Below are 26,603 nucleotides of genomic sequence, written 5' to 3'. Positions count from 1 at the left end.
CAGGAACGTCACAGAGAACGGTCAGAGACTGAACGCATGACGGAGCCCAACGCCAAGATCCTCGTCGTCGACGACGAGCCCCACATCCGCGACCTGCTGTCCACGAGCCTGCGCTTCGCAGGCTTCGACGTCCGCGCCGTCGGCGCCGGCGCCGCCGCGATCTCGGCCGTCCTCGAGGACGAGCCCGACCTCATCCTGCTCGACGTGATGCTGCCCGACATCAACGGCTTCGGCGTCACGAAGCGGCTGCGGGCGTCGGGCTTCGCCTCGCCCATCCTCTTCCTCACCGCCAAGGACGACACCGACGACAAGATCACCGGCCTCACCGTCGGCGGCGACGACTACGTCACGAAGCCCTTCTCGCTCGACGAGATCATCGCCCGCATCAAGGCGATCCTCCGTCGCACGATGGCCGAGACCGACGACGCCACCATCCGCGTCGGCGAGCTCGTCATGAACCAGGACACCCACGAGGTGAGCGTCGGCGACGAGGAGGTCGAGCTCTCCCCCACCGAGTTCAAGCTGCTCCGCTACCTCATGCTCAACGCCAACCGCGTGCTCTCGAAGTCGCAGATCCTCGACCACGTCTGGGAGTACGACTTCAACGGCGACGTCGGCATCGTCGAGTCGTACATCTCCTACCTGCGTCGCAAGATCGACGGCTCCACCTCCGAGCCGATGATCGTCACGAAGCGCGGCTTCGGCTACATGCTGAAGTCCCCCAAGGCGTAGGTGCTCGCCCGCCTCCGCGAGCTCCTCGCCCGGACCTCCCTGGCCGGGCGCATCAGCGGACTCATCGTCGTGGTGATGGCCCTCGGGCTCGCGCTCGCGGGGGTCGGCACGCTCAGCATCATCCGCGACTCGCAGGTCGCCGAGGCCGACGGCGAGCTCGAGCAGGCCATGCGCGCCTTCACGAGCGAGCCGATCACCCGCTCCGACCGGCCGGAGCAGTGCGACCTCGCGCAGCGGATGCCGAACACCTACTACCTCGGCGTCGCCGACGCCCAGGGCACGATCCTGTGCGACAACAAGCTGCCCGACCCGTCGAACCCCGACATCTCGCAGCTCTCCATCGGCACCGTCGCGCAGCAGGAGCGGGCGTTCACGACCCTCTCGAACGACGGGCTCACGCAGTACCGGATGCTGCTGTCGCCGTCGACCGTCGAGGGCACCGGCGAGCTGCTCGTCTCGATCGTGGCCGTCGACCTGAGGTCGCAGGACCAGACGACCGGCACGTTCATGCTCGTCTTCGCGGGCTTCTCGGTGCTCGCGATCATCCTCGGCGCGGCGCTCACCCGCATCCTCGCCGGGTCGACCCTGCGCGGCCTGCGGCGCGTCGCCGCGCAGGCGCAGCGCTTCGCCGACGGCGACTACGACACCCGCGTCACCGGGGCGCACCCGCGCACTGAGGTCGGCAGCCTCCAGCTCTCGCTCAACACCATGCTCGACCGCATCGAGGCGGCGATCGAGCAGCGCGACGCCTCGGTGGCGCAGATGCGCCAGTTCGTAGGCGACGCGAGCCACGAGCTGCGCACGCCGCTCGTGTCGGTCCGCGGCTACGCCGAGCTGTACCGGATGGGCGCCATCACGCGCCCCGAGGACGTCCAGAACGCCATGGAGCGCATCGAGGGCGAGGCGAAGCGCATGGCGCGCCTCGTCGAGGACCTGCTGCAGCTCGCGCGGCTCGACGAGCGGCGGCCGCTCGACCTGCAGCCGCTCGACCTCGTGCCGCTCGTCAACGACGCGGCGAGCGACGCGCGCGTGCAGGCGCCCGACCGGCGCATCGCCGTGCTCGCGATCGACCCCGACCAGATGGGGCCCATCGAGGACGGCGACGACGACCAGCCCACCGCGCTCTTCACGCCGCCGCCGCTCACGCCGCCCGCGATCGTGCTGGGCGACGAGCACGTGCTGCGGCAGGTGATCGCCAACCTCATCGGCAACGCCATGCGCTACACGCCCGAGGGCTCCCCGATCGAGCTGGGCGTCGGCGTCTCGCCGCGCCGCCGGCAGGCCGTCGCGCTCGTCATCGACCACGGCGACGGCGTGCCGAAGGAGATCCGCCGCCGCATCTTCCAGCGCTTCTTCCGCGCCGACACCTCCCGCACGCGCGAGACGGGCGGCTCGGGCCTCGGCCTCGCGATCGCGCAGGGCATCGTGCGGGCGCACGGCGGCCGCATCGACGTCGTCGAGACCGAGGGGGGCGGCGCGACCTTCCGCATCGCCATCCCGCTGGCCGGCGACGACGCGGTCATCGCGCTCAGCGAGCGGCTGCGGCGCGACCTGCCGACGGCGACGCCCCTCGACGATCCACAGCGTCGCGCCGCCCGCCGCGGCTGACGGGCCCGCTCCCCTACGGTGCCGTCCAGCGCGGAGGCTCCGCGCGGGAGGAGAGGGATCATGAGCAGGTACATCGTCGACGCGGACGCCATCCAGGGCGCCCACATCGCGGTGCGCGGCACGGCCGCGCGCGTGCAGTCGGAGGTCGCCTCCATGCACGCGCAGCTGCAGGCGCTGCAGGACAGCTGGAGCGGGCAGGCGTCGGTCGCCTTCCAGGGGGTGCTGCACGACTGGCGCGCGACGCAGCTGCGCGTCGAGGAGTCGCTCGCCGGCATCACCGAGGCGCTCGCGCTCGCCGGCCGCCAGTACGACGAGGTGGAGGCGGGCAACACGAGGCTCTTCGCGGCGTAGGCCCCCACCCGCGGGCCGAGGAGGGCCGCAGGCCCGTCTCGAGACCACGAAGGGCCCCGGCGTTCGCCGGGGCCCTTCGCTCGGTGGATCAGAAGTCCATGCCACCCGTGGGGTCGGCCGGCATGGCCGGCGCCTTCTCGGGCTTGTCGGCGACGACGGCCTCCGTGGTGAGGAAGAGGCCGGCGATCGACGCGGCGTTGGCGAGCGCCGAGCGCGTCACCTTCACCGGGTCCGAGATGCCCGCCGAGAGCATGTCGACGTACTCGCCCGTGGCGGCGTTCAGGCCGTGGCCGACGGGGAGGTTGCGCACCTTCTCGGCGACGACGCCCGGCTCGAGGCCGGCGTTGAGCGCGATCTGCTTCAGGGGCGCGTCGACCGCGACCTTGACGATGTTCGCGCCGGTCTGCTCGTCGCCCTGGAGCTCGAGCGTGTCGAAGACCGACTTCGCAGCCTGGATGAGCGCGACGCCACCACCGGGGACGATGCCCTCCTCGACGGCCGCCTTCGCGTTGCGGACGGCGTCCTCGATGCGGTGCTTGCGCTCCTTGAGCTCGACCTCGGTCGCGGCGCCCGACTTGATGACGGCGACGCCGCCGGCCAGCTTCGCGAGGCGCTCCTGGAGCTTCTCGCGGTCGTAGTCGCTGTCGGTGTTGTCGATCTCCGAGCGGATCTGGCGCACGCGGCCAGCGATGGCGTCGGCCTCGCCGGCGCCCTCGACGATCGTCGTCTCGTCCTTCGTGATGACGACCTTGCGCGCACGGCCCAGCAGGTCGAGCGTCGCGTTCTCGAGCTTGAGGCCGACCTCCTCGGAGATCACCTGGCCGCCCGTGAGGATCGCCATGTCGGCGAGCATCGCCTTGCGGCGGTCGCCGAAGCCCGGGGCCTTGACGGCGACCGACTTGAAGATGCCGCGGATCTTGTTCACGACGAGCGTCGCGAGCGCCTCGCCCTCGACGTCCTCGGCGATGATGACGAGCTGCTTGCCCGCCTGGATCACCTTGTCGACGATCGGGAGGAGGTCCTTGATGTTCGAGATCTTCGAGTTGACGATCAGGATGTACGGGTCCTCGAAGACCGTCTCCTGGCGCTCGGGGTCCGTCACGAAGTACTGCGACAGGAAGCCCTTGTCGAAGCGCATGCCCTCGGTGAGCTCGAGCTCGGTGCCGAAGGTGTTCGACTCCTCGACGGTGACGACGCCCTCCTTGCCGACCTTGTCGATCGCCTCGGCGATGAGCGCGCCGATCTCCTCGTCGGCGGCCGAGATCGACGCGGTGGCGGCGATCTCGTCCTTCGTCTCGATCTCCTTGGCGTTCGCGAGCAGCTGCTCGGCGACCTTCGCGGCGGCCTTCTCGATGCCGCGCTTGAGGCTGATCGGGTCGGCGCCGGCCGCGACGTTGCGCAGGCCCTCGCGCACGAGCGCCTGGGCGAGCACGGTCGCGGTGGTGGTGCCGTCGCCGGCGACGTCGTCGGTCTTCTTGGCGACCTCCTTGACGAGCTCCGCGCCGATCTTCTCGAACGGGTCCTCGAGCTCGATCTCCTTGGCGATCGAGACGCCGTCGTTCGTGATGGTGGGGGCGCCCCACTTCTTCTCGAGCACGACGTTGCGGCCGCGCGGGCCGAGGGTCACCTTCACGGCGTCGGCGAGCGTGTTCAGACCACGCTCGAGACCGCGACGGGCCTCCTCATCGAAAGCGATCATCTTTGCCATAGCAGTCTTCGTCCCTCCTGGACGCAATCACGTTCACTGGCACTCCACCGGAGGGAGTGCCAGGGGCAAGTCTGGCACTCGCCGCATGGGAGTGCAAGCGAGCGGAGGGCGATCCGCCGTGGGCGGACGGGCGCGCTGCGTCGGGCGCGGAGGCGAGCGGCCGAGGGCGAGCGCGGCCGCGCTCAGTCGAGCGCGAGCGGGTGCGGCTCGACCTGCTCGGCCTGGGGGCCGCCGGGGGCCTGGCCGATGGCGAGGGAGACGCGCTGGCCCTCGTCGAGGACGCGGAAGCCGTCCATCCGGATCTGGGAGTAGTGGACGAACACCTCGGCGTCCGTCTCGTCGACGCGGATGAACCCGAAGCCCTTCTCGCGGTCGAACCACTTGACGGTGCCGAGCAGCCGCTCGTCGCTCGCCGACGTGTCCATGCTCATCTGCGCGATTCCCCCGACCTCGCTCGGCGCCGCGCTGCGGCAGGCCGAGTGCGGCCGCCGGCCGCGCCTTCCTGTACCCCTTGAATGTACCCCAACCGGAGGGTCGCGCAGAATCGACCGCCCGACGACGGGGTCAGGGGGCGGGAGGCGCGGGCGAGCTCGTGATGTCGCCGTCGTCGCTCGGCGCGACGCTCGGCACGCTGCCCGGCGCATCCGCGCCCAGCACGATCGTGATGGGCGATCCCGAGATGCGCCCCGCCGACGGCTGCGCCTCGCCGACGCCGAGGGCGCCCACGATGCCGAGCGCCACCGGCTCGAGCTCGGGGCTGTCGTACCAGACCACGGTCGCCTCGCCCTGCTCGGTCGAGCCGCCCGTCGCCGCGACGTCCCAGCCGGCATCGGCGAGCGCCTGGCCGACGCCCGCGGCGAGGCCCGGCTCGCCGGAGGCGTCGAGCACCGAGATCGACGCGTCGAGCGCCGGGTCGATCTGCGCGGGGTCGGTGATCGCGGCCTGGGCCGTCTCCACCGGCATCGTGGGCGCCGTGGCTCGCGGGCGCGCGAGCTCGAGCGCGAAGACGCCCGCGGCGGTCAGCAGCACCACCGCGGCGACGGCGGCGAGGGCGATCGCCCACCACGGCCATCCGCGCTCGGCAGGCGCTCGGTGCGCGCCGACGCGCTGCTGCGTGCCGCGGCTCATCGCGCCTCCCGCAGGCGGAGCAGGCGTCGCACGAGCATGGGGTCGTGCCGCACCGCCTCGGCGGTCTCCAGCAGGCCGTCGAGCACCTGGTAGTAGCGGGTGGGCGTCCAGCCGAACTCCGCGCGGATCGCACGCGCCTTCGCACCGCCGTGGCTCGTCCACGCCCCCTCGAAGTCGAGGATGCGGCGGATGCGGGCCTCGCGCGCGGACGCGAGCTCGTCGGCGCTGGGCTCGGCGGCCTCGTCCAGCGGGCCGATCTCCGCATCCGCGTCGACGGCCGCGGCGAAGGCGAGGGCGGCCGCCTCGTCGGCGGTCCCCTCCCGGCGCTCGCGCGGCTCGATCGGCATGGCTCGATCCTAGGCACTGCCGGGCGCTTCGCCCGCCGCGAAACGCGAGCGCGACGGGCGTACGATCGGAGCATGACGGACCGCATCGAACGCTCCGACGCCGAGTGGCGCGAAGCCCTCTCTCCCGACGCCTACCGCGTGCTGCGCGAGGCCGGCACCGAGCGCCCCTGGACGGGCGCGCTGCTCGACGAGCAGCGGCAGGGCGTGTACGCCTGCGGCGCGTGCGGCAACGAGCTCTTCGACGACGAGACGAAGTTCGACTCCGGCTGCGGCTGGCCGAGCTTCTTCGACGCGCGTGACGACGCGGTCGAGCTCATCGAGGACCGCTCGCTCGGCATGGTGCGCACCGAGGTGCGCTGCGCGAAGTGCGGCAGCCACCTCGGCCACGTCTTCAAGGACGCGCCGCAGACCCCGACGGGCGACCGCTTCTGCATGAACTCGCTCGCCATGGAGTTCCGCCCGGAGGACTGAGCGCCGTCCGTCCCCCTGCGGGCGGTCGGCCGCCGCGTCAGGCGCGCGGGCGCCGCGGACGGCGGAGCGCCGAGACCGCGACCGCCACGATCGTGAGCGCCGCGGCGCCGATCGCGGGCAGCGTGACCCCCGCGCCGTGCACCGGCAGCAGCAGGTCGAGCAGCACGGAGGCGACGACCTGGCCGCAGATGGTCGCGAGGCCGAGCGTCAGCACGCCCAGGTGGTGCACCGCGATGGAGGCCGTGGCGATGAACGCCACCCCGAGCGCGCCGCCGACGTAGAGCACGGGGTTCGTCGGCAGGGGCTGCGCATGCATGCCGGCGATCGTCTGCACGAGCACGACGAGGGCGAGCGCCGCCGTGCCGAGCAGGAAGTTGGAGGTCGCCTGTGCGAGCGCGGATCCGGAGGTGCGCTGCACCACGCCGCCCATCGCCTGCTGGAGCGACTGCAGGAGGCCGGCGACGAACGGCAGCACGAGCAGCCAGGAGGGCGTGCCGCCCTGCCCGCCGACGGCGAGCACCACGGCGCAGAGCGCGAGCAGCGCGCCCGCGACGCGCGGCGCGGTGACGGGCTTCCGCGCGAGGCCGCCGAGGCCCATCCGGTCGACGGCGAGCGAGCTGATCGTCTGGCCGGCGACGACGCCGACGGTGAAGAGCGCGACGCCGGTGATGCCTGCCGCGAGCCCCTGCGCGGCGACGAAGAAGGCGCCGATGAGGCCGGTCGTCGCGTACCACCAGGGCATCTCGCCCGTGCGGATCGCCGCGACGAGCCGCGCGAGGCCCCGGCGCAGCGCGGGCGAGCAGAGCGCGATGACGCCGAGCACCGCGAGGCCGATGCCGAACGAGATGAGCGCGGCGAGCATGCCGTGCTCGAGCGCGAGGCCGAGCTCGCCGTTGACGCGCGACTGCACGGCCATGCCGGCGCCCGCGAGCACGGCGACGAGCGCCCAGACGATCGTGGTGCGCATCAGGCCTCCTCGACGGGAAGCGGGTCGGATGCGGGGGCCGGGTCGGTCGCGAGGCGCGCGAGCCGCACGACGTCGAACCGCTCGTCGCCGTAGCGCAGGCGCTCGCGCTCGACGCCCTCGCGCACGTAGCCGGCGCGCTCGGCGACCGCGATGGAGGCCGGGTTGTTCGCGCGGGCGCCGAGCTCGAGGCGGTGGAGGCCGCCGGCGAGGAGGAGCCGCGATGCGGCGTCGAGGCCCGCGCTCGCGAGCCCGTGCCCTCGCGCGGCCGGCGCGAGCCAGTACGACAGCCACGCGGTGCCGTGGCGGGCGTCGCGCTCGGAGGCGAGCACGCATCCGACGGCGCGCGGGTCGTCGGGCGTGCCGTCGTCGATCGCCCAGCCCTCGTCGACGATCGCCTCGAGGTGGGCGCGGGCCTCGGCGAGGTCGCGGATGGGCGGCGCCTGGCGGTGCAGGTCGTCGCTCGCGAGGAACGCGGCGAGGACGGCGGGCGCGTCCTGGATCGGGGGCCAGGGACGGAGGCGGCGCACCGGACAAGCCTAGAATGGCCGAGCGCCTCTCGGCGCACGCCTCCTTAGCTCAGCTGGTAGAGCACTGCTCTTGTAAAGCAGGGGTCGTCGGTTCGAACCCGACAGGGGGCTCACCCCGCCGGCTGCTCGGCGACGAAGGCGGCCAGCGCCTCCGCATCGCCCACGTCGCCCGCGAACGTCGCGCCGTCGACGAGGATCGTCGGCACCCCGCGCAGCGGCTCGACGCCCTGCAGCGGCTGCTCGATCGCGCGCACCGTGGCCTGCCGCACCCACCAGGCGAACGACGCCTGCTCGATGCACGGGGCGACGTCGGCGCCCTGCTCGGCGGCGAGCGCCGACACCGCGGCCGCCTCGAACGACTCCTCCTGCAGGTGCGCGACGAGCGCGTCCTGGAACGGCCGGTACGCCTCGGGCGCCGCGTCGGCGACGCAGGCGAGCGCGTTGGCGCCGAGCGTCGACGCGTAGCCGTTGTCGATCCGGTCGCCGAGCGAGACGGGCAGGTACGAGACGCGTGCCTGGCCGGTGTCGGCGAGCGAGGCGAGCAGGCCGCTGCTCGCCTGGAGCGCGCGGGCGCAGAACTCGCAGTCCGGGTCGATGACGACGAGCACGTCGTGGACGCCCTCCGCGGGCGCGGGCGCCGCGGGCTCGCCCTCGGCGGGCACGGGCTCGGCCGGCACGACGCCGCCCGCGTCGAACGCGATCGCATCCGCCATGTTCGCGGGACCGTCGGCGGGCGCGAGCGTGAGGATCTGCCCGCCGAGCTCCGCCTGGAGCCCCTCGAGGTCGGCGTCGCGGATCACCCAGCGGTCGTGCACGAGCACGGTCTGCTCCTGCAGCTGCCGCTGGGTCGCGACGGCCTGCGCCTGGTCGGCGTCGGCCGCGAGCACGAGCTCGGTGTCGCTGCCGCACGCCGCGACCACCGGGTCCTCGTCGGAGGCGCGGTACTGCTCGACGAGGTCGGTGCACGCGCCGCCGGCGGCGACGTAGGCGGCGCCCAGCTCGCCGATCGTGGTGATCTGGGGCGGCGGTGCCGGCGCCGCGCACGCGGCGAGCGCCAGCACCGCGCACCCGGCGAGCCAGGCGCGCGCCCGCATCAGCCCTCGCTCGGAGCGGGGGTCTCCGTGGCGCCCGTGCCGCCGGACAGCTGGCCGGCCGCTGCGGTGACGAAGGCCTGGAAGCCGGCGGCGTCGCTCGGCGAGCCCGGGTACTGCTGGCCGTTGACGATCACCGTCGGCGTGCGGTCGGCGACGACGCCGTCGGTGCCGGGCAGCGGCTGCGTGCCGGCGCGCACCGTGGCGTCCTCGGCCCAGCTGCCGAAGCGGGTCTCGCGGATGCAGTCGGCGAGGCCGCCCGACACGTCGATCCCGGCGCCCTCGGCGACGCCCACGATCTCGTCGTTCGACAGGCCCGCCGTGCTCTCGGCCGGCTGCTGGTCGTACATCGCGCTGTTGAAGTCCCAGAACTGGTCCGGCGCGAACTCCGCGACGCACGCGGCGGCCGAGGCGGAGCGGGTGGAGTACTTCGTGCCGAGCGACGCCCGGTCGAGGATGGAGATCGGGTGGATCTCGACGGTGGCGGCACCGGTGGACATGAGCTGCTCGAGCGTCGCCCGGTTGGCCTCGTCGAACGCGCCGCACACCGGGCACATGTAGTCCTGGTAGATCTCGATCTGGATGATGTCGTCGCGCGGCTCGGTGGGCGTCGGCTCGCCCTCGGGCGGCGTCGCGGCGGTGCGCTCGGCCACGAAGTCCTGGCCGATGACGATGCCGTTCGAGGCCATGTTCTCGGGCCCGGGGCCGGCCGGGCGGATGCTGTTGACGATGACGACGGCGACGATCGCGACGATCGCCACGGCGCCGACGATGATGCCGCCGATCGTGAGGCCCCTGCGGACGCGCTCCTTGCGGCGACGCTGCTCCTGCATCTTCCGGGCCTGCTCGCGCGCCTGCGCGCGGCGCTCGTTCTTCGTCAGCTTCTCGCTCATGCGGTCCTGTCCTGAGGGCTCGGCCGTGGTGGTCGGCGGTGCGGCGCGACGGGATATGCGCCGAAACCTAGGGTACTGGCACCCGGACGTGCCAGGATGTCGACGGAGCAGGCACCGTCGCCTGCCTTCACAACGGATCGTCCGGCACGTTCCTGCCGGTGAATGGAGCACACGATGGCGTCTGTCACCTTCGACAAGGCAACCCGGCTGTATCCCGGAGCGACGACCCCTGCGGTCGACGCGATCGACCTCGAGATCGCCGACGGCGAGTTCCTCGTGCTGGTCGGCCCCTCCGGCTGCGGCAAGTCCACCACCCTGCGCATGCTCGCGGGCCTCGAGGAGGTCAACGACGGCCGCATCCTCATCGGAGATCGAGAGGTCACCGATGTGCCGCCCAAGGATCGCGACATCGCGATGGTCTTCCAGAACTACGCCCTCTACCCCCACATGACCGTGGCGGAGAACATGGGCTTCGCGCTGAAGATCGCCGGCGTCGCCAAGGAGGAGCGCGCCAAGCGCGTCGAGGAGGCGGCGAAGCTGCTCGACCTCGAGCCGTACCTGGGCCGCAAGCCCAAGGCCCTCTCCGGCGGTCAGCGCCAGCGCGTCGCCATGGGCCGCGCGATCGTGCGCCAGCCGCAGGTCTTCCTCATGGACGAGCCGCTGTCGAACCTCGACGCGAAGCTGCGCGTGCAGACGCGCACGCAGATCGCCTCGCTGCAGCGCCGCCTCGGCGTCACCACCGTCTACGTCACGCACGACCAGACGGAGGCCCTGACGATGGGCGACCGCATCGCGGTGCTCAAGGACGGCGTCCTGCAGCAGGTCGGCACCCCGCGCGAGCTGTACGCGAACCCGCAGAACGTGTTCGTGGCCGGCTTCATCGGCAGCCCGGCCATGAACCTGCTCGAGCTGCCCGTCAGCGAGGGCGGCGTGCGCTTCGGCCAGCACCTCACTCCGGTCTCGCGCGAGCAGCTCTCGGCCGCGGGCTCCGGCCTCATCGTGGGCGTCCGCCCCGAGGACGTGAGCGTCGACGCCGACGGCACCGACGGCCTGCCCGTCGTCGTCGACCTCGTCGAGGAGCTCGGCGCCGACGGCTACCTCTACGGCCACGCGGACGTCGAGGGCAAGCGCGTCGACATCGTGGCGCGCGTCGACGGGCGCGCGCACGCGTCGGCCGGCGACACCGTCCACATCTCGCCCGCGCAGGAGCACGTGCACCTGTTCGACAAGGAGTCGGGCAAGCGCGTCTGACACCGATCCGCACGACGGCCGGGGCACTGCGCCCCGGCCGTCGTCGTCTGCGCGCATCCACCCCTCGGCGCGCGGACGGGCGCGCCTACGATGGCCGCATGGCCACCACCGACCTGCGCATCACCTCGGCGATGATGGACGCGACGCTCCTCGACCTGCCGTGGGACCTGCCGCTCGACGAGTGGCCCGACGACACCGTCGTCTCGCTGCCGAAGGGCATCTCGCGCCACCTCGTGCGCTTCGCGCGGCTCGGCGGCCGCGTCGTCGCCATCAAGGAGACGACCGAGGAGATGGCGACCGGCGAGTACCGGATGCTGCGGCGGCTGCAGCGCCTCGACGTGCCGTGCGTGGAGCCGGTCGCGGTCATCGCCGGCCGCGCGACGGTGCTCGGCGAGCCGCTGCCGACGGCGCTCGTGACGAGGCACCTGCGCTTCTCGCTCCCCTACCGGGCGCTCTACTCGTCGGCGCTGAAGCGCTCCACCGCGCAGCGGCTCGTCGACGCGCTCGCGGGCCTGCTCGTGCGCCTGCACCTCGTGGGCTTCTACTGGGGCGACGTCTCGCTCTCGAACACGCTGTTCCGGCGCGACGCGGGCGCGTTCGCCGCCTACCTCGTCGACGCCGAGACCGGCACGATCGAGGCGGGCGGCCTGTCCGACGGCCGGCGCGAGGACGACCTGGAGGTCGCGCGCGTCAACATCGCCGGCGAGCTGCTCGACCTCGCGGCCGGCGACCGGCTCGACCCCTCGATCGATCCGGTCGCCGTCGCCGGCTCGATCGTCGAGCAGTACCGCGAGCTGTGGCACACGATCACGAGCGACGAGCTCGTGCCCTCGACGGAGCGGTGGCGCATCAACGCGCGCCTCGAGCGCCTCAACGCGCTCGGCTACGACATCGAGGAGCTGTCGATGTCGACGGGCGACGGCGGCACGACGGTGCGCATCCAGCCGAAGGTCGTCGACCCGGGCCACCACCACCGCCGCCTCAACTCGCTCACGGGCATCGACGCCGAGGAGAACCAGGCGCGACGGATGCTCAACGACCTCGACCAGTACGTCGCGCACGAGCGCGAGGTGCGGCCGGCGGCGGGCGACGACGCGCTCGCGAACGAGTGGTTCGAGCAGGTCTACCTGCCGATCGTGCAGGCGGTGCCGCGCGACCTCGCGGGCAAGCTCGAGCCGCCGGAGGTGTTCCACGAGGTGCTCGAGCACCGCTGGTACCTGTCGGAGCGCGAACGGCGCGAGGTGCCGCTCGCCGAGGCCGCGACGGCCTACATCGAGACGCAGCTGGCGCACCGCCGCGACGAGGCTGCGCTGCTCGGCGTGCCGGTGACGGTCACGATGCCGATCGTCCCGATCGAGACCGGGGCGATCGACCTCTCGGACGAGGACGACGACCCGGACTGGCGCGACAAGGTCTGAGCCGCGCTCGGGCTCAGCGCCCGGAGGCCGCCCGGCGCTTCGCGACCTCGTAGAGCGTGACGGACGCCGCGATGCCGGCGTTCAGCGACTCCGTCGCCCCCGAGATCGGGATCGACACGATCGCGTCGCACGTCTCGGCCACCAGGCGCGAGAGGCCCTTGCCCTCGCTGCCGACCACGATCACGAGCGGGCCCGCGGCGAGGTCGAGCTCGTGCAGCGGCACGTCGCCGTCGCCGTCGAGGCCGATGATGAACACGCCCTGCTTCTTCAGCTCCTTGAGCGTGGCCGTGAGGTTCGAGGCCATCGCGACCGGCACGCGCGCCGCGGCGCCCGCGCTCGTCTTCCACGCGCTCGCGGTGACGCCCACCGAGCGGCGCTGCGGCACGATGACGCCCTGCGAGCCGAACGCTGCCGCCGAGCGGATGATCGCGCCGAGGTTGCGCGGGTCGGTCACGCCGTCGAGCGCGATGAGCAGCGGCGTCTGGTCGCGGTCGACGATCTGCTCGAGCAGGTCGATCGGGTGCGCGTACTGGTACGGCGGCACCTTGAGCGCGACGCCCTGGTGCACGGTGTCGTGCCCCGAGATGCGGTCGAGCTCGGGGCGCATCACCTCGAGCACGGGCACGCCGCGCTTGTTGGCGAGCGACAGGATCTCCTTGACCCGGTCGTCCATCTCGAGGCGCGCGGCGAGGATGAGCGAGGTCGCCGGGATCCTCGTGCGGAGCGCCTCGAGCACGGCGTTGCGGCCGGTCACGAGCTCCGACTCGTCCTTCGCCGACGAGGGCTTGCGGTGCCGCGGCGGCTGCGAGGCGCCGGCCTTGCCGGTGCGCGCCTTGGCGGCGTCGAGCCGCTCCTTGGCGGCCTTCCGCTTGCCGGCGACGTGCCAGGAGCGGTCCTCGGCCTTGGGCGTGGGTCCCTTGCCCTCGAGCGCGCGGCGGCCGTTGCCGCCGGTGCCCTTCGAAGGGCCCTTCTTGCGGGCCGGGCGGCTCGGCTTGTTCATGCGATGCTCCAGGTGGTCGTGTCCTTGCCGTCCTCGACGAGGATGCCCGCGGCGGCCAGCGCGTCGCGGATGCGGTCGGATGCGGCGAAGTCCCGGGCGGCGCGCGCCTCGCGGCGCTCCGCGAGGAGCGATGCGACGAGGCTGTCGAGCGCCGCGGCCTCGGCCGACGCTCCAGACTGCCACATCGCGTCGTGCGGGTCGAGCCCGAGCACGCGCAGCATCGCGAGCGCCTCGCCCGCGCGGGCGAGTCCCGCGGCGGTGTCGCCCGCGTCGAGGGCGGCGTTCGCGGCGCGCGTCGTGTCGTGCAGCACCGCGACCGCCTGCGGGGTCGAGAGGTCGTCGTCCATGGCCGCGGCGAACGCGTCCGGCACGGCCGCGTCGGGCAGCGCGCCCGCGCGGGCGGCCCGCTCGAGCATCCCCTCGATACGGCCGAACGCCGCCTCGGCCTCGGCGAGCGAGCCGCCCGCGAGGCTGCCGGCGTCGGTGCGCAGGTCGATGGTCGAGCGGTAGTGCGGCGCGACGAGGAAGTAGCGCACGACGATGGGCCGCACGGCGGCGACGAGGTCGGCGGCGAGGATCGAGTTGCCGAGCGACTTCGACATCTTCTCGCCGTCGACGTGCACGAGGCCGTTGTGGCTCCACACGCTCGCGAAGCCGAGGCCCGCGGCGCTCGACTGCGCGAGCTCGTTCTCGTGGTGCGGGAAGCGGAGGTCGAGGCCGCCGCCGTGGATGTCGAACGCGTCGCCGAGGTAGCGGCGCGCCATCGCCGAGCACTCGATGTGCCAGCCCGGACGCCCCTGGCCCCACGGGGAGTCCCACGAGGCGTCGGCCGGCTCGTCGTCCTTCCGCGCCTTCCAGAGCGCGAAGTCGCGCGGGTCGCGCTTGCCGCGCGGGTCGGCGTCGGCTGCCGGCTCCATCGCGTCGATCGACTGGCGGGTGAGGGCGCCGTACCGCTCCCACGAGCGCACGTCGAAGTACACGTCGGCGGAGCCGTCGAGCGCCGGGTACGCGTGGCCGCGCTCGACGAGCAGCGCGATGAGCGCGTGCATCTCGGGCACGGACGCGGTGGCGCGCGGCTCGTACGTGGGCGCCAGCACGCCGACGGCGCGGTAGGCGGCCGCGAACTCCTGCTCGACGCGGTACGCGAGCGCCCACCAGGGCTCGTCGACGGCGTTGACGAGCACCTTGTCGTCGATGTCGGTGACGTTGCGCACGAAGGTGACGCGGTGCCCGCGGTGCTCGAGCCAGCGGCGCCACACGTCGTAGGCGACCGCGCTGCGCACGTGGCCGACGTGCGGCGACGACTGCACGGTGGGGCCGCAGACGTACATCGACACCTCGCCGTCCCGCAGGGGACGGAGGTCGACGACGGCCTGCTGCCTCGAGTCGTGGATGCGCACGGTCACGGCCCCAAGGCTAGTGGGATGCTGGGGCCCAGCACGGAGACGCGAAGGAGCATCCATGTCGTTCCAGGCCTACCTCGACGCGGTCGAGGCGAAGACGGGGCTCACGCCCCGGCAGCTGCTCGAGCTGGCGCGCGAGCGCGGCTTCGACGCGTCGACGAAGGCGACGCCGATCCTCGAGTGGCTGAAGCACGACTACGGGCTCGGCCGCGGCCACGGCATGGCGATGGTGCACGTCATCACGAAGGGGCCGCGCATCAGCGCGAAGCACGTCGGCAGCGGCGGCACGCACGCCGACGCGAGCGACGAGCTGTGGCTCGACGGGGCCGCGTCGAACCCGGACCGCTGAGGCGCGCGTCGTCGGCGCCGCGTCAGCCGCGCGCGACCAGCGCGGTCGCGATCGCCTGCAGGCCCTCGCCGCGGCCGAGCGCGCCCAGCCCGTCGGTGGTCGTGCCCGACACGCTCACGGGCGCGCCGACCATCGCGCCGAGCACCGCCTGCGCCTCCTCGCGGCGGCTGCCGATGCGCGGCCGCACGCCGAGCACCTGCACGCCCACGCTCTGCGGCCGCCAGCCGTGCTCCGCGAGCCGCTCGACCGCGAGGCGCACGAAGACCTCGCCGCGCGCGCCAGCGTGCTGCGGGTCGTCGACGCCCACGAGGCCGCCGATGTCGCCGAGGCCCGCGGCGCCGAGCAGCGCGTCGACGATCGCGTGGCAGACGACGTCGCCGTCGGAGTGCCCGGCGAGCCCCTGCCCCTCCCACTCGAGCCCCGCGACGCGCAGCGGGCCGTCGCCGCCGAAGGCGTGGACGTCGACGCCGATGCCCGTGCGCAGCTCCGGCACCGCGCGGGTCGGCGCGAGGAGCGCCTCGGCCCGGCCGGCGTCGGCTGCGGTCGTGATCTTGAAGGCGAGCTCGTCGCCGGGCACCGCGACGACCGCCTCGCCGAGCGCCTGCACGAGCTGCGCGTCGTCGGTCGAGGCCGCGCGGCCCTCCCCCGCCGCCTCGTAGGCGCGGCGCAGCAGCGCGGCGTCGAAGCCCTGCGGCGTCTGCATGGCGCGGAGGCCCGAGCGGTCGACGATCGCGCCGAGGGCCTCGGCGGATGCGTCGGCGGCGCCGTCGACCGACCGGATCGTGTCGACGACCGGCAGCACGGGCACGACCGCGCCGGCGCCCGCATCGAGCGCGGCGAGCACCCGCTCGACGAGCGCCCGGGGCGCGAGCGCGCGGGCCGCGTCGTGCACGAGCACGCGGCGCGCGTCGCCGGCCGCGGCGAGGCCCGCGGCGACGGAGTCCGCGCGGGTCGCGCCGCCCGCGACGACCGCGGCGTCGACGCCCGCGCGCTCGGCGATCGCGCGGGCGTCCGCCTCGGCGCCCGCCGGGACGACCGCGACGATCCGCGCGTCGACGCCCACGAGGCCGCGCAGCGCGTGCTCGAGGATCGTCGCGCCCGCGAGCGTCGCGAAGGCCTTCGGGACGCCGCGGCCGAGGCGGGTGCCGCTGCCGGCGGCGACGACGATGAGGGCAGTGGCGGTCACGAGGGCCAGCCTAGGCGGGTCGCGCGCTGGAGCTGGATGCGGAGGCGCGAAAGCGCCTCCGCATCCAGCTCCAGCGCGCGACCGGCGGGTGGCTGCAGCTCCAGCGCGCAGAAGAGGCGCCCTGCCTTGGGGACAGGGCGCCTCGGTCTGCGCGGCGCGGGGCCGCAGGTCTCAGCTCGCGGGCGCGAGGGCCTCGTCGAGGCGCACCGCGGCGGCGTCCTCGTCGGTGTGCTCGGCGAGCGCCAGCTCCGACACGAGGATCTGGCGGGCCTTCACGAGCATCCGCTTCTCGCCGGCCGACAGGCCGCGGTCCTGGTCGCGGCGCGAGAGGTCGCGAACGACCTCGCTCACCTTGATGACGTCGCCCGAGGCGAGCTTCTCGACGTTCGCCTTGTAGCGGCGCGCCCAGTTCGTGGGCTCCTCGGTGAAGTCGGCGCGCAGCACCTCGAACACGCGGTCGAGGCCCTCCTCGCCGATGACGTCGCGGACGCCCACCATGTCGACGTTCTGCGCGGGCACCTCGATGGTGAGACCGCCCTGCGCGACGTTCAGCTTGAGGTAGGTGGTCTCGACGCCCTTGATCTTGCGGACCTTCACCTCGGTGATGGTCGCTGCGCCGTGGTGGGGGTAGACGACCGTCTCTCCGACCTCAAAGTTCATCGAACGCTCCTCGTCGTAGCCAGAACCTTGATTTTATCACAGCGTGTCGTGTACGGACGCCGAACGAGGAGTGGTTGGATCGTCGGTCCTGCCCGCTCGCCGAGGGCCCTCCCGGCCGCTCCGCGACCGCCGGCCGGCCGCCCGGGCGCGCCCCTCCCGCGGCCCGTACTAGACTCGACGGCGACCGCGTGCGCGTCCGTCCTGCGCCCGCCGGCCACCGTCGAAAGGGTCCTCGTGCAGCTCCGCACCGTCGCCGCCGCAGCAGCCGCAGCCGTCGTCGCGCTCGTCGCCACCGGATGCAACATCCTGACGCCGCAGGCGACGACCATCCAGTACGACCCGTCCGACGGCATCTCCGCCACGACCGGCCAGGTCGAGGCGCACAACGCCATTCTCGTCGGCGAGCCCGACGGCGACCAGCTGAGCCTCGTCGTCACCTTCACGAACCCCGGCGAGGCGACCTTCGTCGAGGTGCGCGTGGAGGACGAGGCGCAGGAGGTCCGCCTCCCCAGCGGGCGCACCACCTTCGGCTTCGAGGACCAGCAGCTCATCTTCGCCGCCCCCACGATCGAGTTCGGCGGCCACCGCAACGTCTCGTTCCAGGCCGACGGCGCCGAGCCGACCGGCGTGCCCGTGCAGATGATCTCGACGGAGTTCGCCGGCTACGAGACGCTCGGCCCGGTCGCCCCCGAGGCCGAGCCCGTGACCACCGAGTCGGCCGAGCCGACCGCCCCGGCGACGGCGACCCCCGAGCCCACCGAGACCGCCGCTCCGTAGCGCTCCGAGCGACGAGGGCCCGCTGCCGACCGGCAGCGGGCCCTCGCTCGTGGAAGCGGCCGGCGTCAGCGCTCGAAGCGGTAGCCGAGCCCACGGCGCGTGACGACCGTCACGGGGTTCGAGGGGTCCTCCTCGATCTTCGCCCGCAGGCGCTTGATGTGCACGTCGAGCGTCTTCGTGTCGCCGAAGTAGTCCGAGCCCCAGACGCGGTCGATGAGCTGGCCGCGCGTGAGCACGCGGCCGGCGTTGCGCATGAGGAACTCCAGCAGCTCGAACTCCCGCAGCGGCATCGGCACCTCGTCGCCGTCGACCGTCACGGTGTGGCTGTCGGCGTCGAGCCGCACGCGGCCGATCTCGACGACCGCGTCGTCCTCGTCCTCCTCGACCGAGCGGCGCCGCAGCACGGCCCGGATGCGCGCCACGAGCTCGCGCGACGAGTACGGCTTCGTCACGTAGTCGTCGGCGCCGAGCTCGAGGCCGACGATCGTGTCGACCTCGCTGTCCTTCGCGGTGACCATGATGATCGGCACCTGCGACTTCGCGCGGATCTGCCGGCACACCTCCGTCCCCGACTGGCCGGGGAGCATGAGGTCGAGCAGCACGAGGTCGGCGCCCTCCTCGTCGAACATCCGGACCGCCTCGTCGCCGTCGGGCGCGTGGGCGGTCTCGTAGCCCTCGAGCTCGAGCAGGTAGGCGAGCGGCTCTGCGAGCGCGGACTCGTCCTCGACGATCAGGATGCGCGTCATGCGGTCTCCTCGCGGTGATGGGATGCGGCGGGCAGCCGCAGGGTGAAGGTCGAGCCCTGCCCGGGACGCGACCAGAGCGTGACCTCGCCGCCGTGCGTGACGGCGACGTGCTTCACGATGCTGAGGCCGAGGCCCGTGCCGCCCGTGACGCGGCTGCGCGCGGGGTCGACGCGGTAGAAGCGCTCGAACACGCGCTCCCGGTCCTCCTGCGCGATGCCGACGCCCTTGTCGGTGACCGCGATCTCGACGATCCCGTCCTGCACCCGCACGCCGACGCCGACGTGGGTCGCCTCCGGCGAGTACTGCACGGCGTTCGCGACGAGGTTCTGCAGCGCGGTGGTGAGCAGCTCCTCCGAGCCGAGCACCTCGACGTCGTCGAGCACGCGGGGGATGATCCGCATCCGCTTCGCGTCGGCGGCCACGCGGTTGCGGTCGACGGCCACGTCGACGACCCGCGCGATCGGCACGCGCGCCGCGTCCTCGAGCGGGTCGTCGGCCTGGATGCGCGAGAGGTCGATGATCTCCTTCGTCATGCGGCCGAGGCGCTCCGCCTCCACCTGCATGCGCTTCGAGAAGGCGCGCACCCGCTCCGGGTCCTCGGAGGCCGCCTCGATCGCCTCGGCGAGCACCGCGACCGCCCCGATGGGCGTCTTCAGCTCGTGGCTGACGTTCGCGACGAAGTCGCGGCGCACGCCGGCGAGGCGCACCTCCTCGGTGCGGTCGGCGGCGAGCAGCAGCAGGAAGCGATTGCCGAGCGGCGTGATGCGCACGCGCAGCTGCAGCTCGGTGCCGGTGCCGATGCGGCCGCGGCGGTGCGCGAGCTCGAAGGTCTCGGCCTCGCCGGTGCGCCAGATGCGGCGGGCGTGCTCGACGAGCGCCGGCACCCGCAGGTGGCGGCCCTCGACGAGGTCGAGCGCCTCGGCGCCGGGCGAGGAGAGGATGACCTGGTTCGAGCCGTCGAGCACGACGCCCGCCGACTCCAGCACCCCGACCATCGAGGCGATGCCGTCGGGCACGGGCTCGCTCGCGATCGCCATCACGCGGCGGCCGCGCTGCGCGGCGACGCCGAGCAGGTGCACCGAGAGCGCTCCGACGGCGAAGCCCAGCAGGAGCGAGAGGAGGACGTACCAGGCGGCATCCACGCGACCAATCTAGCGGCGCCCCGGAGGCCCTCCCGGCCACGCGGCGGCTGCGCGCCGCACCGGCCCCATGCGTTCAGCGAGCCGTCACCCGGCGGTAACCTTGCCCGGCAACACTCGGGATCCGAACCGTGCCCGCGTCCCGTCGGTCCGGACCAGCACAAGGAGCAGGAGCCATGCGCGAAGTCTTCCAGCAGGAGCTCGCCGAGGTGCAGGAGCGCCTCGTCGACATCGCCGGCCACGTCGTCGTCTCGATCAGCACCGCGGTGCAGGCGTTCGGCGAGTCGAACGTCCAGCTCGCCGAGCAGGTGATCGCGAGCGACCCGCTCATCGACGACAAGGCCGCCGCGCTCGACGAGCTCGCGATCGACATCATCGCGCGCCAGTCCCCCGTCGCCCGCGACCTCCGCATCGTCGTGTCGGCCCTGCGGATCTCGGCATCGCTCGAGCGCATGGGCGACCTCGCCCGCCACATCGCCATGCTCGCCCGCTACCGCTTCCCGATGCAGGTGGTGCCGGAGTCGCTGCAGCCGACGTTCGCCGAGATGGGCCGCCACGACATCGAGGTCGCGACGCTGCTGCGCGAGCTGCTCGAGACGCAGGACCTCTCGATCGCCGAGCGCATCGAGGCCGCCGACGAGCACGTCGACCGCCTCCACCGCCAGGTCTTCGCGCAGGTGCTCGGCACCGCGTGGGAGGGCGCGGCGCACGCGACGGTCGACGCGACCCTCGCGAGCCGCTACCACGAGCGCTTCGCCGACCACGCGGTCGGCATCGCCCGCAAGGTCAAGTACCTCGCGACGGGCGACTGGGTGGGCGCCGAGCCGCACGAGCACGACCTCGAGCCGGTGCAGCCCGAGGCCTGAGCCTCCGGACCGCAGGACGAAGGGCCCCCGCCGCGGCGGGGGCCCTTCGCCATGCGTGCGAGGAGGTCAGTGCTTGTTCCCCTGCGCCGCCACCGCCGCCGCACCCGCGGCCGCGGCCTCCGGGTCGAGGTACTCGCCCGGGCCGAGCGGCATGTTGTCGTCGCCCAGCTTGTAGACGAGCGGGATGCCCGTGGGGATGTTCAGCGCCGCGATGTCGTCGTCGGAGATGCCGTCGAGGTGCTTCACGAGCGCGCGCAGCGAGTTGCCGTGCGCCGTGACGAGCACGGTGCGGCCCGCGTCGAGGTCCTTCGAGATCGTCGACTCCCAGTAGGGCAGGAAGCGCTCGATGACGTCCTTGAGGCACTCGGTGGCGGGCACGTCGCCGTCGATGCCCGCGTAGCGCTCGTCGCCGGCCTGCGAGTACTCGTTGTCGTCGGCGATGACGGGCGGCGGCACGTCGAACGAACGGCGCCAGAGCATGAACTGCTCCTCGCCGTACTGCTCGAGCGTCTCGGCCTTGTCCTTGCCCTGCAGGTCGCCGTAGTGGCGCTCGTTGAGGCGCCACGAGCGGGTCACCGGGATCCACGCGCGGTCGGCGGCGTCGAGCGCGAGGTTCGCGGTCTGGATCGCACGGGTGAGGAGCGACGTGTAGAGCACGTCGGGCAGCAGGCCGTGCTCGGCGAGCAGCTCGCCGCCGCGGCGGGCCTCCTCCTCGCCCTTAGGCGTGAGCCGCACGTCGACCCATCCGGTGAACAGGTTCTTCTCGTTCCACGTCGACTGGCCGTGGCGGAGCAGGATGAGGGTGCGCTCGGTCATGCCGCCAGCCTAGCCAGCGCAGGTTGCCGCGGCGTGACCGCGAAGTGCGCCTCGACCACCCGACGCGCCGGATCCGAGCACCGGACGCTCGGGCGTCCGCCAGGATGGACGGGTGGCGAAGCCGGTGGGTCGCATCACGCGAGGGACGACGGGCGTCAACCGCCTGCGTCGCGTCGACCGCTGGATCGCGGCGCAGCCCGCGGCGCGCGTGCCCGGGTGCCTCGTCGTCGACCTCGGCTACGGCGCGAGCGCCACGACGAGCCTCGAGCTGCACGAGCGGCTCGCGCGCGGCAACCCGGACGTCGAGGTGCTCGGCCTCGAGATCGACCCCGAGCGGGTGGCGCTCGCCACCGCCGAGCTCGCGGCGGCGCGGGCGGCGGGGCCGGAGCGGTACGGCCGGGCGATCGCGGCGGATGCGCGGGTCGCGTTCGCGCGCGGCGGCTTCGAGGTGCCCGCCGCGCGGCGCCCCCACGTGATCCGGGCGATGAACGTGCTGCGGCAGTACGACGAGGCCGAGGTCGCGGGGCACTGGGCGACGATGCTCGCGCGGCTCGCCCCGGGCGGGCTGCTCGTCGAGGGCACCTCGAACGAGGTGGGCCGCGTCGCCTCCTGGGTGGCGCTCGACGCGGGCGGGCCCCGCTCGCTCACGATCGCGCTGAAGGTCGACGAGCTCGGCACCGAGCCCTGCCCCGCGCCCTCGGTCGTCGCCGAGCGGCTGCCGAAGGCGCTCATCCACCGCAACGTGCCGGGCGAGCGCATCCACGCCCTGCTCGTCGACCTCGACCGGGCGTGGGCGACGCACGCGCCGCTCGCCGACTTGAGCGCCACGCAGCGCTGGGTCGCGGCCGTGGGGGCACTGCGGGCAGGCGGCTGGCCGGTGGCCGGAGGCCCCGCGCGGTGGCGGCTCGGCGAGCTCACGCTCGCCTGGTCGGCGGTCGCGCCTGCCTGACCGGCCGCGCCGCAGGCCCTACGATCCGAGCATGGCCGGCACCGAGCGCGCTCGCGCGAGCATCCGCGACGTCGCCCAGGCCGCCCAGGTCTCGGCGATGACCGTCTCGCGCGTGCTCAACGGCCATCCGAGCATCCGGCCCGCGACCCGCGAGCGGGTGCTGCAGGCGATGGCGCGGCTCGACTACACGCCCAACCGCGCGGCCCGGGCGCTCGCGACGCGGCGCTCCGACCGCATCGGCGTCATCGTCGACAGCGCCGTCGAGTACGGGCCCGCGAGCACGCTGCGCGGCATCGAGGAGGCCGCGCATGCGGCCGGGTACGCCGTCGCGGCGGTGAGCATCGGCGGGGCGCGGGCCTCGGACGCCACCGCGGCCGTCGACCACGCCCTCGCGCAGGGCGTGGACGCCCTGCTGCTCATCGCGCCCCGGGCGTCGTCGATCGGGCTGCTCCGCGCGGCCCACCGGGGCGTGCCGGCGGTGGTGCTCTCGTCGCACGCCGAGGACGACTTCCCCACCGCGGGCGTCGACCAGGCCGCGGGCGCGCGGCTCGCCGTCGAGCACCTGCTCGCCCTGGGCCACCGCCGGATCGTCCACGCCGCCGGCCCCGACGACTGGCTCGACGCGACCGCCCGCACCGAGGCGTACCGCGCCGCGATGGCCGCGGCGGGCCTCGAGCCCGAGGTCGCGCAGCTCGACGCCTGGACCGCCGACGCCGGCTACGCCTTCGCCGCGGGCGCCGAGCTCGATCGCGGGGCGGTCTTCGCCGCGAACGACCAGATCGCGCTCGGCATCCTGCACGGCCTCGGCGAGCGCGGGGTGCGCGTGCCGGAGGACGTGAGCATCGTCGGCTTCGACGACATCCCGGAGTCGCGCCACTTCACGCCGCCGCTCACGACCGTGCGGCAGGACTTCGCCGAGCTCGGCGAGCGCGCCGTGGCGGCGGTGGTCGCCGCGCTCCGCGGGGACGGCGCGACGTCGGTGGCGCCGATCGCGCCGACGCTCGTGGTTCGGGCGTCGACGGCGGGGGCCGCCGCGGCCTGAGCCGGGCGGACGCCGGCAGCGTGCTCGTTCCGCCGTCGGCGGACCGAGTGCTGTGTCGACGACCGTCCGCGCGGACGCCTCCGATGCAGTGGGCCGGCGGTGCATGCCCGCTCGACCTGTGCGCGACCTCAGGATCGGCCAAGCCTTGACCCTCACGAATGTTACCGTTAACATCGCCCGCGACGGGGTCGACGACGAGGTCGGACCCGCGGGGCGCCGCTCGCGGCGCGTCCATACGAGGAGGTATGCGACCGATGCACGAGACCCGAAGCACCACCCGACCCAGGCCGCCGCTGCGCGCACGCACCGGCCTCGCCGCGATCGCCGCCATCGGCGTCGCGGGCTCCGCCCTCATGAGCGCCCCCGCGGCCCTCGCGGCCGAGCCCGTCGACGTCGTCGTCGGCACCTCGACCGACGGGCGCGCCTACGACGGCGTCGGCGCGGTCTCCGGCGGCGGCGCGACCTCGCGCCTCCTGCTCGACTACCCCGCGGCCGAGCGCGACGAGATCCTCGACTACCTGTTCCGCCCCGGCTACGGCGCCTCGCTCGAGATGCTCAAGGTCGAGATCGCCGGCGACTCCAACACCACCGACGGCTCCGAGTCGAGTCACATGCACACCGCCGACGTCGTCGACTGCGACGCCGGCTACGAGTGGTGGCTCATGGAGGAGGCGGTCGAGCGCAACCCCGACATCAACCTCGGCGGCCTCGCCTGGGCCGCGCCCGGCTGGATCCAGGACGCGGGCGGCTACTACTCCGAGGCGAGCATCCGGTACTTCCTCGAGTGGCTCGGCTGCGCCGACCAGCACGGCCTCACGATCGACAACATGGGCGTGCGCAACGAGCGCCACTACGAGATCGACTGGATCATCGACTTCCGCGCCGCGCTCGACGCGGCCGGCTACGAGGACGTGCGCATCATCGCCTCCGACGAGGCGGCCGTGAAGGGCGAGTGGCCGATCGCGGTCGACATGGCGGCGAACCCCGAGCTGTTCGACGCCGTCGACCTGCTCGGCAACCACTACTCCACCGGCCCCAGCTCCGCCAACGCGCAGGCGCTCGGCAAGCCGCTGTGGATCTCGGAGGGCGGGCCCTGGTCGGCAGAGTGGGGCGCCGGCGGCGCGCCGAAGGCCGTGCCGTCGCTCATCAACAACGCGTACCTGCGCGGCAAGATCACCGGCGTCCAGTTCTGGAACCTGCTCACCGCCTACTACGACGGCCTCAGCATCTCGGACGCGGGCCTCATGCGCTCGAACACGCCGTGGTCGGGCGCCTACCAGGTACAGTCGGCGATCTGGACGGTCGCGCACACGACGCAGTTCGTCGAGCCCGGCTGGATCCACGTCGACGGCGCGAGCCGCTTCCTCGTGGGCACCGACCCGCTGCAGGGCAGCATGGTCACCCGCCGCGCCCCCGACTCCGGCGACTGGTCGACCGTCATCGAGCGGATCGGCACCACCGAGTCCCAGACCGTGCGAATCGAGGTCGCCGACGGCCTCACCGCGGGCGACCTCCACGTGTGGCAGTCCACCGAGGACTCCTGGTTCGTGCAGCAGCCCGACCTCGTGCCCGCCGGCGACGGCAGCTACGAGGTCACCGTGCCCGCCGACTCGGTCGTCACCGTGACGACCACGACGGGCCAGGGCAAGGGCGACGCCGTGGGCCAGCCCGAGTCGGGCTTCCCCTTCCCGTACACGGACGACCTCGCTGACGGCGGGCCGAGCGGCCAGACCCCGTACCTGTCGCAGATGGAGGGCGCGTACGAGATCCGCGACTGCGAGGAGCGCGAGGGCACCTGCCTCACGCAGGTCTCGCCGCAGCCGGCCATCTCGTGGGCGGCGTGGAAGCAGCCGACGACGATCATCGGCGACCTCGGCTGGTCGGACTACCGCGTGGGCGTCGACGCCTACGTGCCCGAGGGCGGCACCGCGCAGGTGCTCGGCCGCGTCTCGAACGACGCCATGCAGCCCGTGCCGAACGGCTACGGCGCGAGCCTGTCGTCGGACGGCACGTGGTCGATCGGCCGCGGCGAGCTGGGCGGCAAGGCCTGGGTCGAGCTCGCGAGCGGCACCGTCGACGCGGGCGCCGGCTGGCACGAGCTGGCGATCTCGTTCGACGAGGACCGCATCGTCGCCGAGGTCGACGGCGAGCAGGTGGGCGAGGTGCGCGACAGCACCTGGACCTCCGGCATGGCCGGCCTCTCGGGCGACTACTCGCGCCTGCAGTTCGCCGACCTGGCGATCGAGCCGCTCGCGCCGATCATGGAGCTCGACGACGCCGACGCGACGACGACGGGCGGCGGATGGGTGCAGTGCGGCGACGCGCGGGGCGCGTGCGGCGGGCTGACGCCGCCGGCGATCCGCCAGGCGCGCGACGGCACCGTCCACGCGTCCCGCACCGCGGGCGACGTGCTCGAGCTCTCGTTCGAGGGCACGCAGGCCGCGCTCACCTCGTTCACGTCGCCGCGCGGCGGCACGCTCGAGGTGTCGGTCGACGGCAACGCGCCGGTCGCGCTCTCCCTGCGCGCGGGCGGGCAGGTCGGCGAGCACGTGTGGCGCACGCCGGTGCTCGCCGACGGCGCGCACACGCTGCGCATCGAGGTGACCTCGACCGACCGCGGCGACCGCGGCTGGGTGGCGATCGACGGCCTCGACGTCGTGCCGCCGAACGGCGGGCCGTCGTCGATCGACGACCAGGTCGAGGGCGTCGGGCTCTACCGCTGGGACTACCAGGGCGACTGGCTGTCCTGCCCCGGCTGCATCAACCGCACGCAGCTCTTCCACTCCTCGGTGATGTCGTCGGGCGTGCCGGGCGACACCGCGACCCTGCGGTTCGTGGGCACCTCGGTCGACCTGTACGGCCTCCGCGCCTCGAACCAGGGCGTGGCTGAGGTGCGGGTCGACGGCGAGCTCGTCGGCACCGCCGACTTCCGCGGCAACCCGAGGCTCGGCAACCAGCTCATCTGGGAGAGCGCGGCGCTCGAGCCCGGCGCGCACGAGCTGACGCTCACCGCCGTCGAGGGCGGCGGCACGATCAACGTCGACCGGGCGGTGGTGCACCCGTAGCGACGTCGGAGGGAGCGGGGTCGGGCGTCGCCGGCCCCGCTCCTGCGCGTGCGGCAGCCCGCTCGCCGCTTAAATCCGCTCGCCAAGACCCCGTCCTCGTCATCGAACTTCCC

27 protein-coding genes and 1 tRNA gene are annotated in these 26,603 nt (G+C 73.6%); 13 read left to right on the top strand and 15 right to left on the bottom strand.

Annotation, left to right across the window (positions count from 1 at the left end; all coding sequences use genetic code 11):
- Positions 1 to 36 precede the first annotated feature (36 nt).
- The 3 genes from IEW90_RS03450 (at position 37) to IEW90_RS03440 (ending at position 2,691) form a co-directional block, all read left to right on the top strand.
- A complete protein-coding gene (locus tag IEW90_RS03450) occupies positions 37 to 732 on the top strand; it encodes a response regulator transcription factor (RefSeq protein ID WP_188716041.1) in 696 nt (231 codons plus the stop codon).
- Between the two features lie 75 nt (positions 733 to 807).
- Complete coding sequence (locus IEW90_RS03445) at positions 808 to 2,340, top strand: sensor histidine kinase (protein WP_188716039.1); 1,533 nt, start codon at positions 808 to 810, stop codon at positions 2,338 to 2,340.
- A 60-nt stretch (positions 2,341 to 2,400) separates the two neighbouring features.
- Positions 2,401 to 2,691 (top strand): WXG100 family type VII secretion target, encoded by a 291-nt coding sequence (locus IEW90_RS03440; protein WP_188716037.1) that lies wholly within the window; start codon positions 2,401 to 2,403, stop codon positions 2,689 to 2,691.
- A gap of 88 nt (positions 2,692 to 2,779) precedes the next feature.
- On the opposite strand, the gene groL is transcribed toward IEW90_RS03440, so the two are convergent.
- The 4 genes from groL to IEW90_RS03420 all read right to left on the bottom strand — a co-directional run bounded on the left by groL (position 2,780) and on the right by IEW90_RS03420 (position 5,874).
- Complete coding sequence (groL, locus tag IEW90_RS03435) at positions 2,780 to 4,399, bottom strand: chaperonin GroEL (RefSeq protein WP_188716035.1); 1,620 nt, start codon at positions 4,397 to 4,399, stop codon at positions 2,780 to 2,782.
- Positions 4,400 to 4,581: 182 nt separating this feature from the next.
- Entirely contained in the window at positions 4,582 to 4,830 is a 249-nt protein-coding gene (locus IEW90_RS03430) for a cold shock domain-containing protein (RefSeq protein WP_373284702.1), read from the bottom strand.
- A 133-nt stretch (positions 4,831 to 4,963) separates the two neighbouring features.
- Positions 4,964 to 5,527 carry a LytR C-terminal domain-containing protein gene (locus IEW90_RS03425; RefSeq protein WP_188716034.1) on the bottom strand — a complete coding sequence of 188 codons (564 nt, stop codon included), beginning with the start codon at positions 5,525 to 5,527 and terminating at the stop codon, positions 4,964 to 4,966.
- Positions 5,524 to 5,874 carry a DUF3263 domain-containing protein gene (locus tag IEW90_RS03420; RefSeq protein WP_188716032.1) on the bottom strand — a complete coding sequence of 117 codons (351 nt, stop codon included), beginning with the start codon at positions 5,872 to 5,874 and terminating at the stop codon, positions 5,524 to 5,526. Before IEW90_RS03420 ends, IEW90_RS03425 begins: the two co-directional genes overlap by 4 nt.
- A gap of 72 nt (positions 5,875 to 5,946) precedes the next feature.
- Between IEW90_RS03420 and msrB the strand changes: the two genes are divergently transcribed.
- Complete coding sequence (gene msrB / locus IEW90_RS03415) at positions 5,947 to 6,345, top strand: peptide-methionine (R)-S-oxide reductase MsrB (protein WP_188716030.1); 399 nt, start codon at positions 5,947 to 5,949, stop codon at positions 6,343 to 6,345.
- 37 nt (positions 6,346 to 6,382) lie between these two features.
- Here the strand turns inward: msrB and IEW90_RS03410 are convergent, their stop codons facing one another.
- Positions 6,383 to 7,312 (bottom strand): DMT family transporter, encoded by a 930-nt coding sequence (locus tag IEW90_RS03410; protein ID WP_188716028.1) that lies wholly within the window; start codon positions 7,310 to 7,312, stop codon positions 6,383 to 6,385.
- A complete protein-coding gene (locus IEW90_RS03405; protein WP_188716026.1) occupies positions 7,312 to 7,839 on the bottom strand; it encodes a GNAT family N-acetyltransferase in 528 nt (175 codons plus the stop codon). The genes IEW90_RS03410 and IEW90_RS03405 overlap by 1 nt, the downstream gene beginning before the upstream one ends.
- 38 nt (positions 7,840 to 7,877) lie before the next feature.
- Between IEW90_RS03405 and IEW90_RS03400 the strand changes: the two genes are divergently transcribed.
- Positions 7,878 to 7,950 (top strand) — tRNA-Thr (locus IEW90_RS03400).
- On the opposite strand, the gene IEW90_RS03395 is transcribed toward IEW90_RS03400, so the two are convergent.
- Entirely contained in the window at positions 7,950 to 8,933 is a 984-nt protein-coding gene (locus tag IEW90_RS03395) for a DsbA family protein (protein WP_188716025.1), read from the bottom strand. The two genes, IEW90_RS03400 and IEW90_RS03395, sit on opposite strands and share 1 nt — an antisense overlap.
- On the bottom strand, positions 8,933 to 9,823 hold the full coding sequence (locus IEW90_RS03390) for a DsbA family protein (RefSeq protein WP_188716023.1): 891 nt from the start codon (positions 9,821 to 9,823) through the stop codon (positions 8,933 to 8,935). Before IEW90_RS03390 ends, IEW90_RS03395 begins: the two co-directional genes overlap by 1 nt.
- Positions 9,824 to 9,997: 174 nt before the next feature.
- Here IEW90_RS03390 and IEW90_RS03385 point away from each other — a divergent pair, with 174 nt between their 5' ends.
- Positions 9,998 to 11,074: an ABC transporter ATP-binding protein gene (locus IEW90_RS03385; RefSeq protein ID WP_188716021.1), complete on the top strand. Its 1,077-nt coding sequence runs from the start codon at positions 9,998 to 10,000 to the stop codon at positions 11,072 to 11,074.
- 98 nt (positions 11,075 to 11,172) lie between these two features.
- The gene (locus IEW90_RS03380; protein ID WP_188716019.1) at positions 11,173 to 12,492 is read left to right on the top strand and encodes a DUF4032 domain-containing protein; all 1,320 of its coding nucleotides are present in this window, start codon (positions 11,173 to 11,175) and stop codon (positions 12,490 to 12,492) included.
- A gap of 13 nt (positions 12,493 to 12,505) precedes the next feature.
- Here IEW90_RS03380 and rlmB read toward each other — a convergent pair whose 3' ends face one another.
- Together rlmB and cysS are read right to left on the bottom strand one after the other, a co-directional pair.
- Entirely contained in the window at positions 12,506 to 13,492 is a 987-nt protein-coding gene (rlmB, locus tag IEW90_RS03375; RefSeq protein WP_188716017.1) for a 23S rRNA (guanosine(2251)-2'-O)-methyltransferase RlmB, read from the bottom strand.
- Positions 13,489 to 14,898, bottom strand: coding sequence for a cysteine--tRNA ligase (gene cysS, locus IEW90_RS03370; protein WP_188716015.1), 1,410 nt, complete (start codon positions 14,896 to 14,898; stop codon positions 13,489 to 13,491). Before cysS ends, rlmB begins: the two co-directional genes overlap by 4 nt.
- Positions 14,899 to 14,953: 55 nt before the next feature.
- On the opposite strand from cysS, the gene IEW90_RS03365 reads away from it, so the two are divergent.
- Positions 14,954 to 15,244, top strand: a complete 291-nt coding sequence (locus IEW90_RS03365) for a DUF4287 domain-containing protein (RefSeq protein WP_188716013.1) — start codon at positions 14,954 to 14,956, stop codon at positions 15,242 to 15,244.
- A gap of 22 nt (positions 15,245 to 15,266) precedes the next feature.
- On the opposite strand, the gene ispD is transcribed toward IEW90_RS03365, so the two are convergent.
- Positions 15,267 to 16,430, bottom strand: a complete 1,164-nt coding sequence (gene ispD, locus IEW90_RS03360; RefSeq protein ID WP_229679469.1) for a 2-C-methyl-D-erythritol 4-phosphate cytidylyltransferase — start codon at positions 16,428 to 16,430, stop codon at positions 15,267 to 15,269.
- A gap of 171 nt (positions 16,431 to 16,601) precedes the next feature.
- Complete coding sequence (locus tag IEW90_RS03355; RefSeq protein ID WP_188716011.1) at positions 16,602 to 17,090, bottom strand: CarD family transcriptional regulator; 489 nt, start codon at positions 17,088 to 17,090, stop codon at positions 16,602 to 16,604.
- A 234-nt stretch (positions 17,091 to 17,324) separates the two neighbouring features.
- Between IEW90_RS03355 and IEW90_RS03350 the strand changes: the two genes are divergently transcribed.
- A complete protein-coding gene (locus tag IEW90_RS03350) occupies positions 17,325 to 17,867 on the top strand; it encodes a hypothetical protein (protein WP_188716008.1) in 543 nt (180 codons plus the stop codon).
- 65 nt (positions 17,868 to 17,932) lie between these two features.
- Here the strand turns inward: IEW90_RS03350 and IEW90_RS03345 are convergent, their stop codons facing one another.
- Positions 17,933 to 18,613 carry a response regulator gene (locus tag IEW90_RS03345; RefSeq protein WP_188716006.1) on the bottom strand — a complete coding sequence of 227 codons (681 nt, stop codon included), beginning with the start codon at positions 18,611 to 18,613 and terminating at the stop codon, positions 17,933 to 17,935.
- Positions 18,610 to 19,755 (bottom strand): sensor histidine kinase, encoded by a 1,146-nt coding sequence (locus IEW90_RS03340; protein WP_188716004.1) that lies wholly within the window; start codon positions 19,753 to 19,755, stop codon positions 18,610 to 18,612. The genes IEW90_RS03345 and IEW90_RS03340 overlap by 4 nt, the downstream gene beginning before the upstream one ends.
- 173 nt (positions 19,756 to 19,928) lie before the next feature.
- Here IEW90_RS03340 and phoU point away from each other — a divergent pair, with 173 nt between their 5' ends.
- Positions 19,929 to 20,618, top strand: coding sequence for a phosphate signaling complex protein PhoU (gene phoU / locus IEW90_RS03335; protein ID WP_188716002.1), 690 nt, complete (start codon positions 19,929 to 19,931; stop codon positions 20,616 to 20,618).
- A 66-nt stretch (positions 20,619 to 20,684) separates the two neighbouring features.
- On the opposite strand, the gene IEW90_RS03330 is transcribed toward phoU, so the two are convergent.
- Positions 20,685 to 21,434, bottom strand: coding sequence for a phosphoglyceromutase (locus tag IEW90_RS03330; protein ID WP_188716000.1), 750 nt, complete (start codon positions 21,432 to 21,434; stop codon positions 20,685 to 20,687).
- A 112-nt stretch (positions 21,435 to 21,546) separates the two neighbouring features.
- Here IEW90_RS03330 and IEW90_RS03325 point away from each other — a divergent pair, with 112 nt between their 5' ends.
- The 3 genes from IEW90_RS03325 to IEW90_RS03315 all read left to right on the top strand — a co-directional run bounded on the left by IEW90_RS03325 (position 21,547) and on the right by IEW90_RS03315 (position 26,490).
- A complete protein-coding gene (locus tag IEW90_RS03325) occupies positions 21,547 to 22,383 on the top strand; it encodes a class I SAM-dependent methyltransferase (RefSeq protein WP_188715998.1) in 837 nt (278 codons plus the stop codon).
- A gap of 31 nt (positions 22,384 to 22,414) precedes the next feature.
- Positions 22,415 to 23,425, top strand: coding sequence for a LacI family DNA-binding transcriptional regulator (locus tag IEW90_RS03320; RefSeq protein ID WP_188715996.1), 1,011 nt, complete (start codon positions 22,415 to 22,417; stop codon positions 23,423 to 23,425).
- Positions 23,426 to 23,679: 254 nt separating this feature from the next.
- Entirely contained in the window at positions 23,680 to 26,490 is a 2,811-nt protein-coding gene (locus IEW90_RS03315; protein WP_188715995.1) for a glycoside hydrolase family 30 protein, read from the top strand.
- Positions 26,491 to 26,603 lie beyond the last annotated feature (113 nt).

It is taken from the genome of Agrococcus terreus, from assembly GCF_014645235.1.
Taxonomy (GTDB): domain Bacteria; phylum Actinomycetota; class Actinomycetes; order Actinomycetales; family Microbacteriaceae; genus Agrococcus; species Agrococcus terreus.
Note: the sequence above shows the minus strand (reverse complement) of the source record. Positions and strands in the feature narration are given on the sequence as shown.

What these genes read in the sequence shown, in the direction of transcription:
- IEW90_RS03450 (WP_188716041.1), top strand. Translation starts at nt 37, where the DNA reads ATGACGGAGCCCAACGCCAAGATCCTCGTCGTCGACGACGAGCCCCAC.
- IEW90_RS03445 (WP_188716039.1), top strand. Translation starts at nt 808, where the DNA reads ATGGCCCTCGGGCTCGCGCTCGCGGGGGTCGGCACGCTCAGCATCATC.
- IEW90_RS03440 (WP_188716037.1), top strand. Translation starts at nt 2,401, where the DNA reads ATGAGCAGGTACATCGTCGACGCGGACGCCATCCAGGGCGCCCACATC.
- groL (WP_188716035.1), bottom strand. Translation starts at nt 4,399, where the DNA reads ATGGCAAAGATGATCGCTTTCGATGAGGAGGCCCGTCGCGGTCTCGAG.
- IEW90_RS03430 (WP_373284702.1), bottom strand. Translation starts at nt 4,830, where the DNA reads ATGAGCATGGACACGTCGGCGAGCGACGAGCGGCTGCTCGGCACCGTC.
- IEW90_RS03425 (WP_188716034.1), bottom strand. Translation starts at nt 5,527, where the DNA reads ATGAGCCGCGGCACGCAGCAGCGCGTCGGCGCGCACCGAGCGCCTGCC.
- IEW90_RS03420 (WP_188716032.1), bottom strand. Translation starts at nt 5,874, where the DNA reads ATGCCGATCGAGCCGCGCGAGCGCCGGGAGGGGACCGCCGACGAGGCG.
- msrB (WP_188716030.1), top strand. Translation starts at nt 5,947, where the DNA reads ATGACGGACCGCATCGAACGCTCCGACGCCGAGTGGCGCGAAGCCCTC.
- IEW90_RS03410 (WP_188716028.1), bottom strand. Translation starts at nt 7,312, where the DNA reads ATGCGCACCACGATCGTCTGGGCGCTCGTCGCCGTGCTCGCGGGCGCC.
- IEW90_RS03395 (WP_188716025.1), bottom strand. Translation starts at nt 8,933, where the DNA reads ATGCGGGCGCGCGCCTGGCTCGCCGGGTGCGCGGTGCTGGCGCTCGCC.
- IEW90_RS03390 (WP_188716023.1), bottom strand. Translation starts at nt 9,823, where the DNA reads ATGAGCGAGAAGCTGACGAAGAACGAGCGCCGCGCGCAGGCGCGCGAG.
- IEW90_RS03385 (WP_188716021.1), top strand. Translation starts at nt 9,998, where the DNA reads ATGGCGTCTGTCACCTTCGACAAGGCAACCCGGCTGTATCCCGGAGCG.
- IEW90_RS03380 (WP_188716019.1), top strand. Translation starts at nt 11,173, where the DNA reads ATGGCCACCACCGACCTGCGCATCACCTCGGCGATGATGGACGCGACG.
- rlmB (WP_188716017.1), bottom strand. Translation starts at nt 13,492, where the DNA reads ATGAACAAGCCGAGCCGCCCGGCCCGCAAGAAGGGCCCTTCGAAGGGC.
- IEW90_RS03365 (WP_188716013.1), top strand. Translation starts at nt 14,954, where the DNA reads ATGTCGTTCCAGGCCTACCTCGACGCGGTCGAGGCGAAGACGGGGCTC.
- IEW90_RS03355 (WP_188716011.1), bottom strand. Translation starts at nt 17,090, where the DNA reads ATGAACTTTGAGGTCGGAGAGACGGTCGTCTACCCCCACCACGGCGCA.
- IEW90_RS03345 (WP_188716006.1), bottom strand. Translation starts at nt 18,613, where the DNA reads ATGACGCGCATCCTGATCGTCGAGGACGAGTCCGCGCTCGCAGAGCCG.
- phoU (WP_188716002.1), top strand. Translation starts at nt 19,929, where the DNA reads ATGCGCGAAGTCTTCCAGCAGGAGCTCGCCGAGGTGCAGGAGCGCCTC.
- IEW90_RS03330 (WP_188716000.1), bottom strand. Translation starts at nt 21,434, where the DNA reads ATGACCGAGCGCACCCTCATCCTGCTCCGCCACGGCCAGTCGACGTGG.
- IEW90_RS03320 (WP_188715996.1), top strand. Translation starts at nt 22,415, where the DNA reads ATGGCCGGCACCGAGCGCGCTCGCGCGAGCATCCGCGACGTCGCCCAG.
- IEW90_RS03315 (WP_188715995.1), top strand. Translation starts at nt 23,680, where the DNA reads ATGCACGAGACCCGAAGCACCACCCGACCCAGGCCGCCGCTGCGCGCA.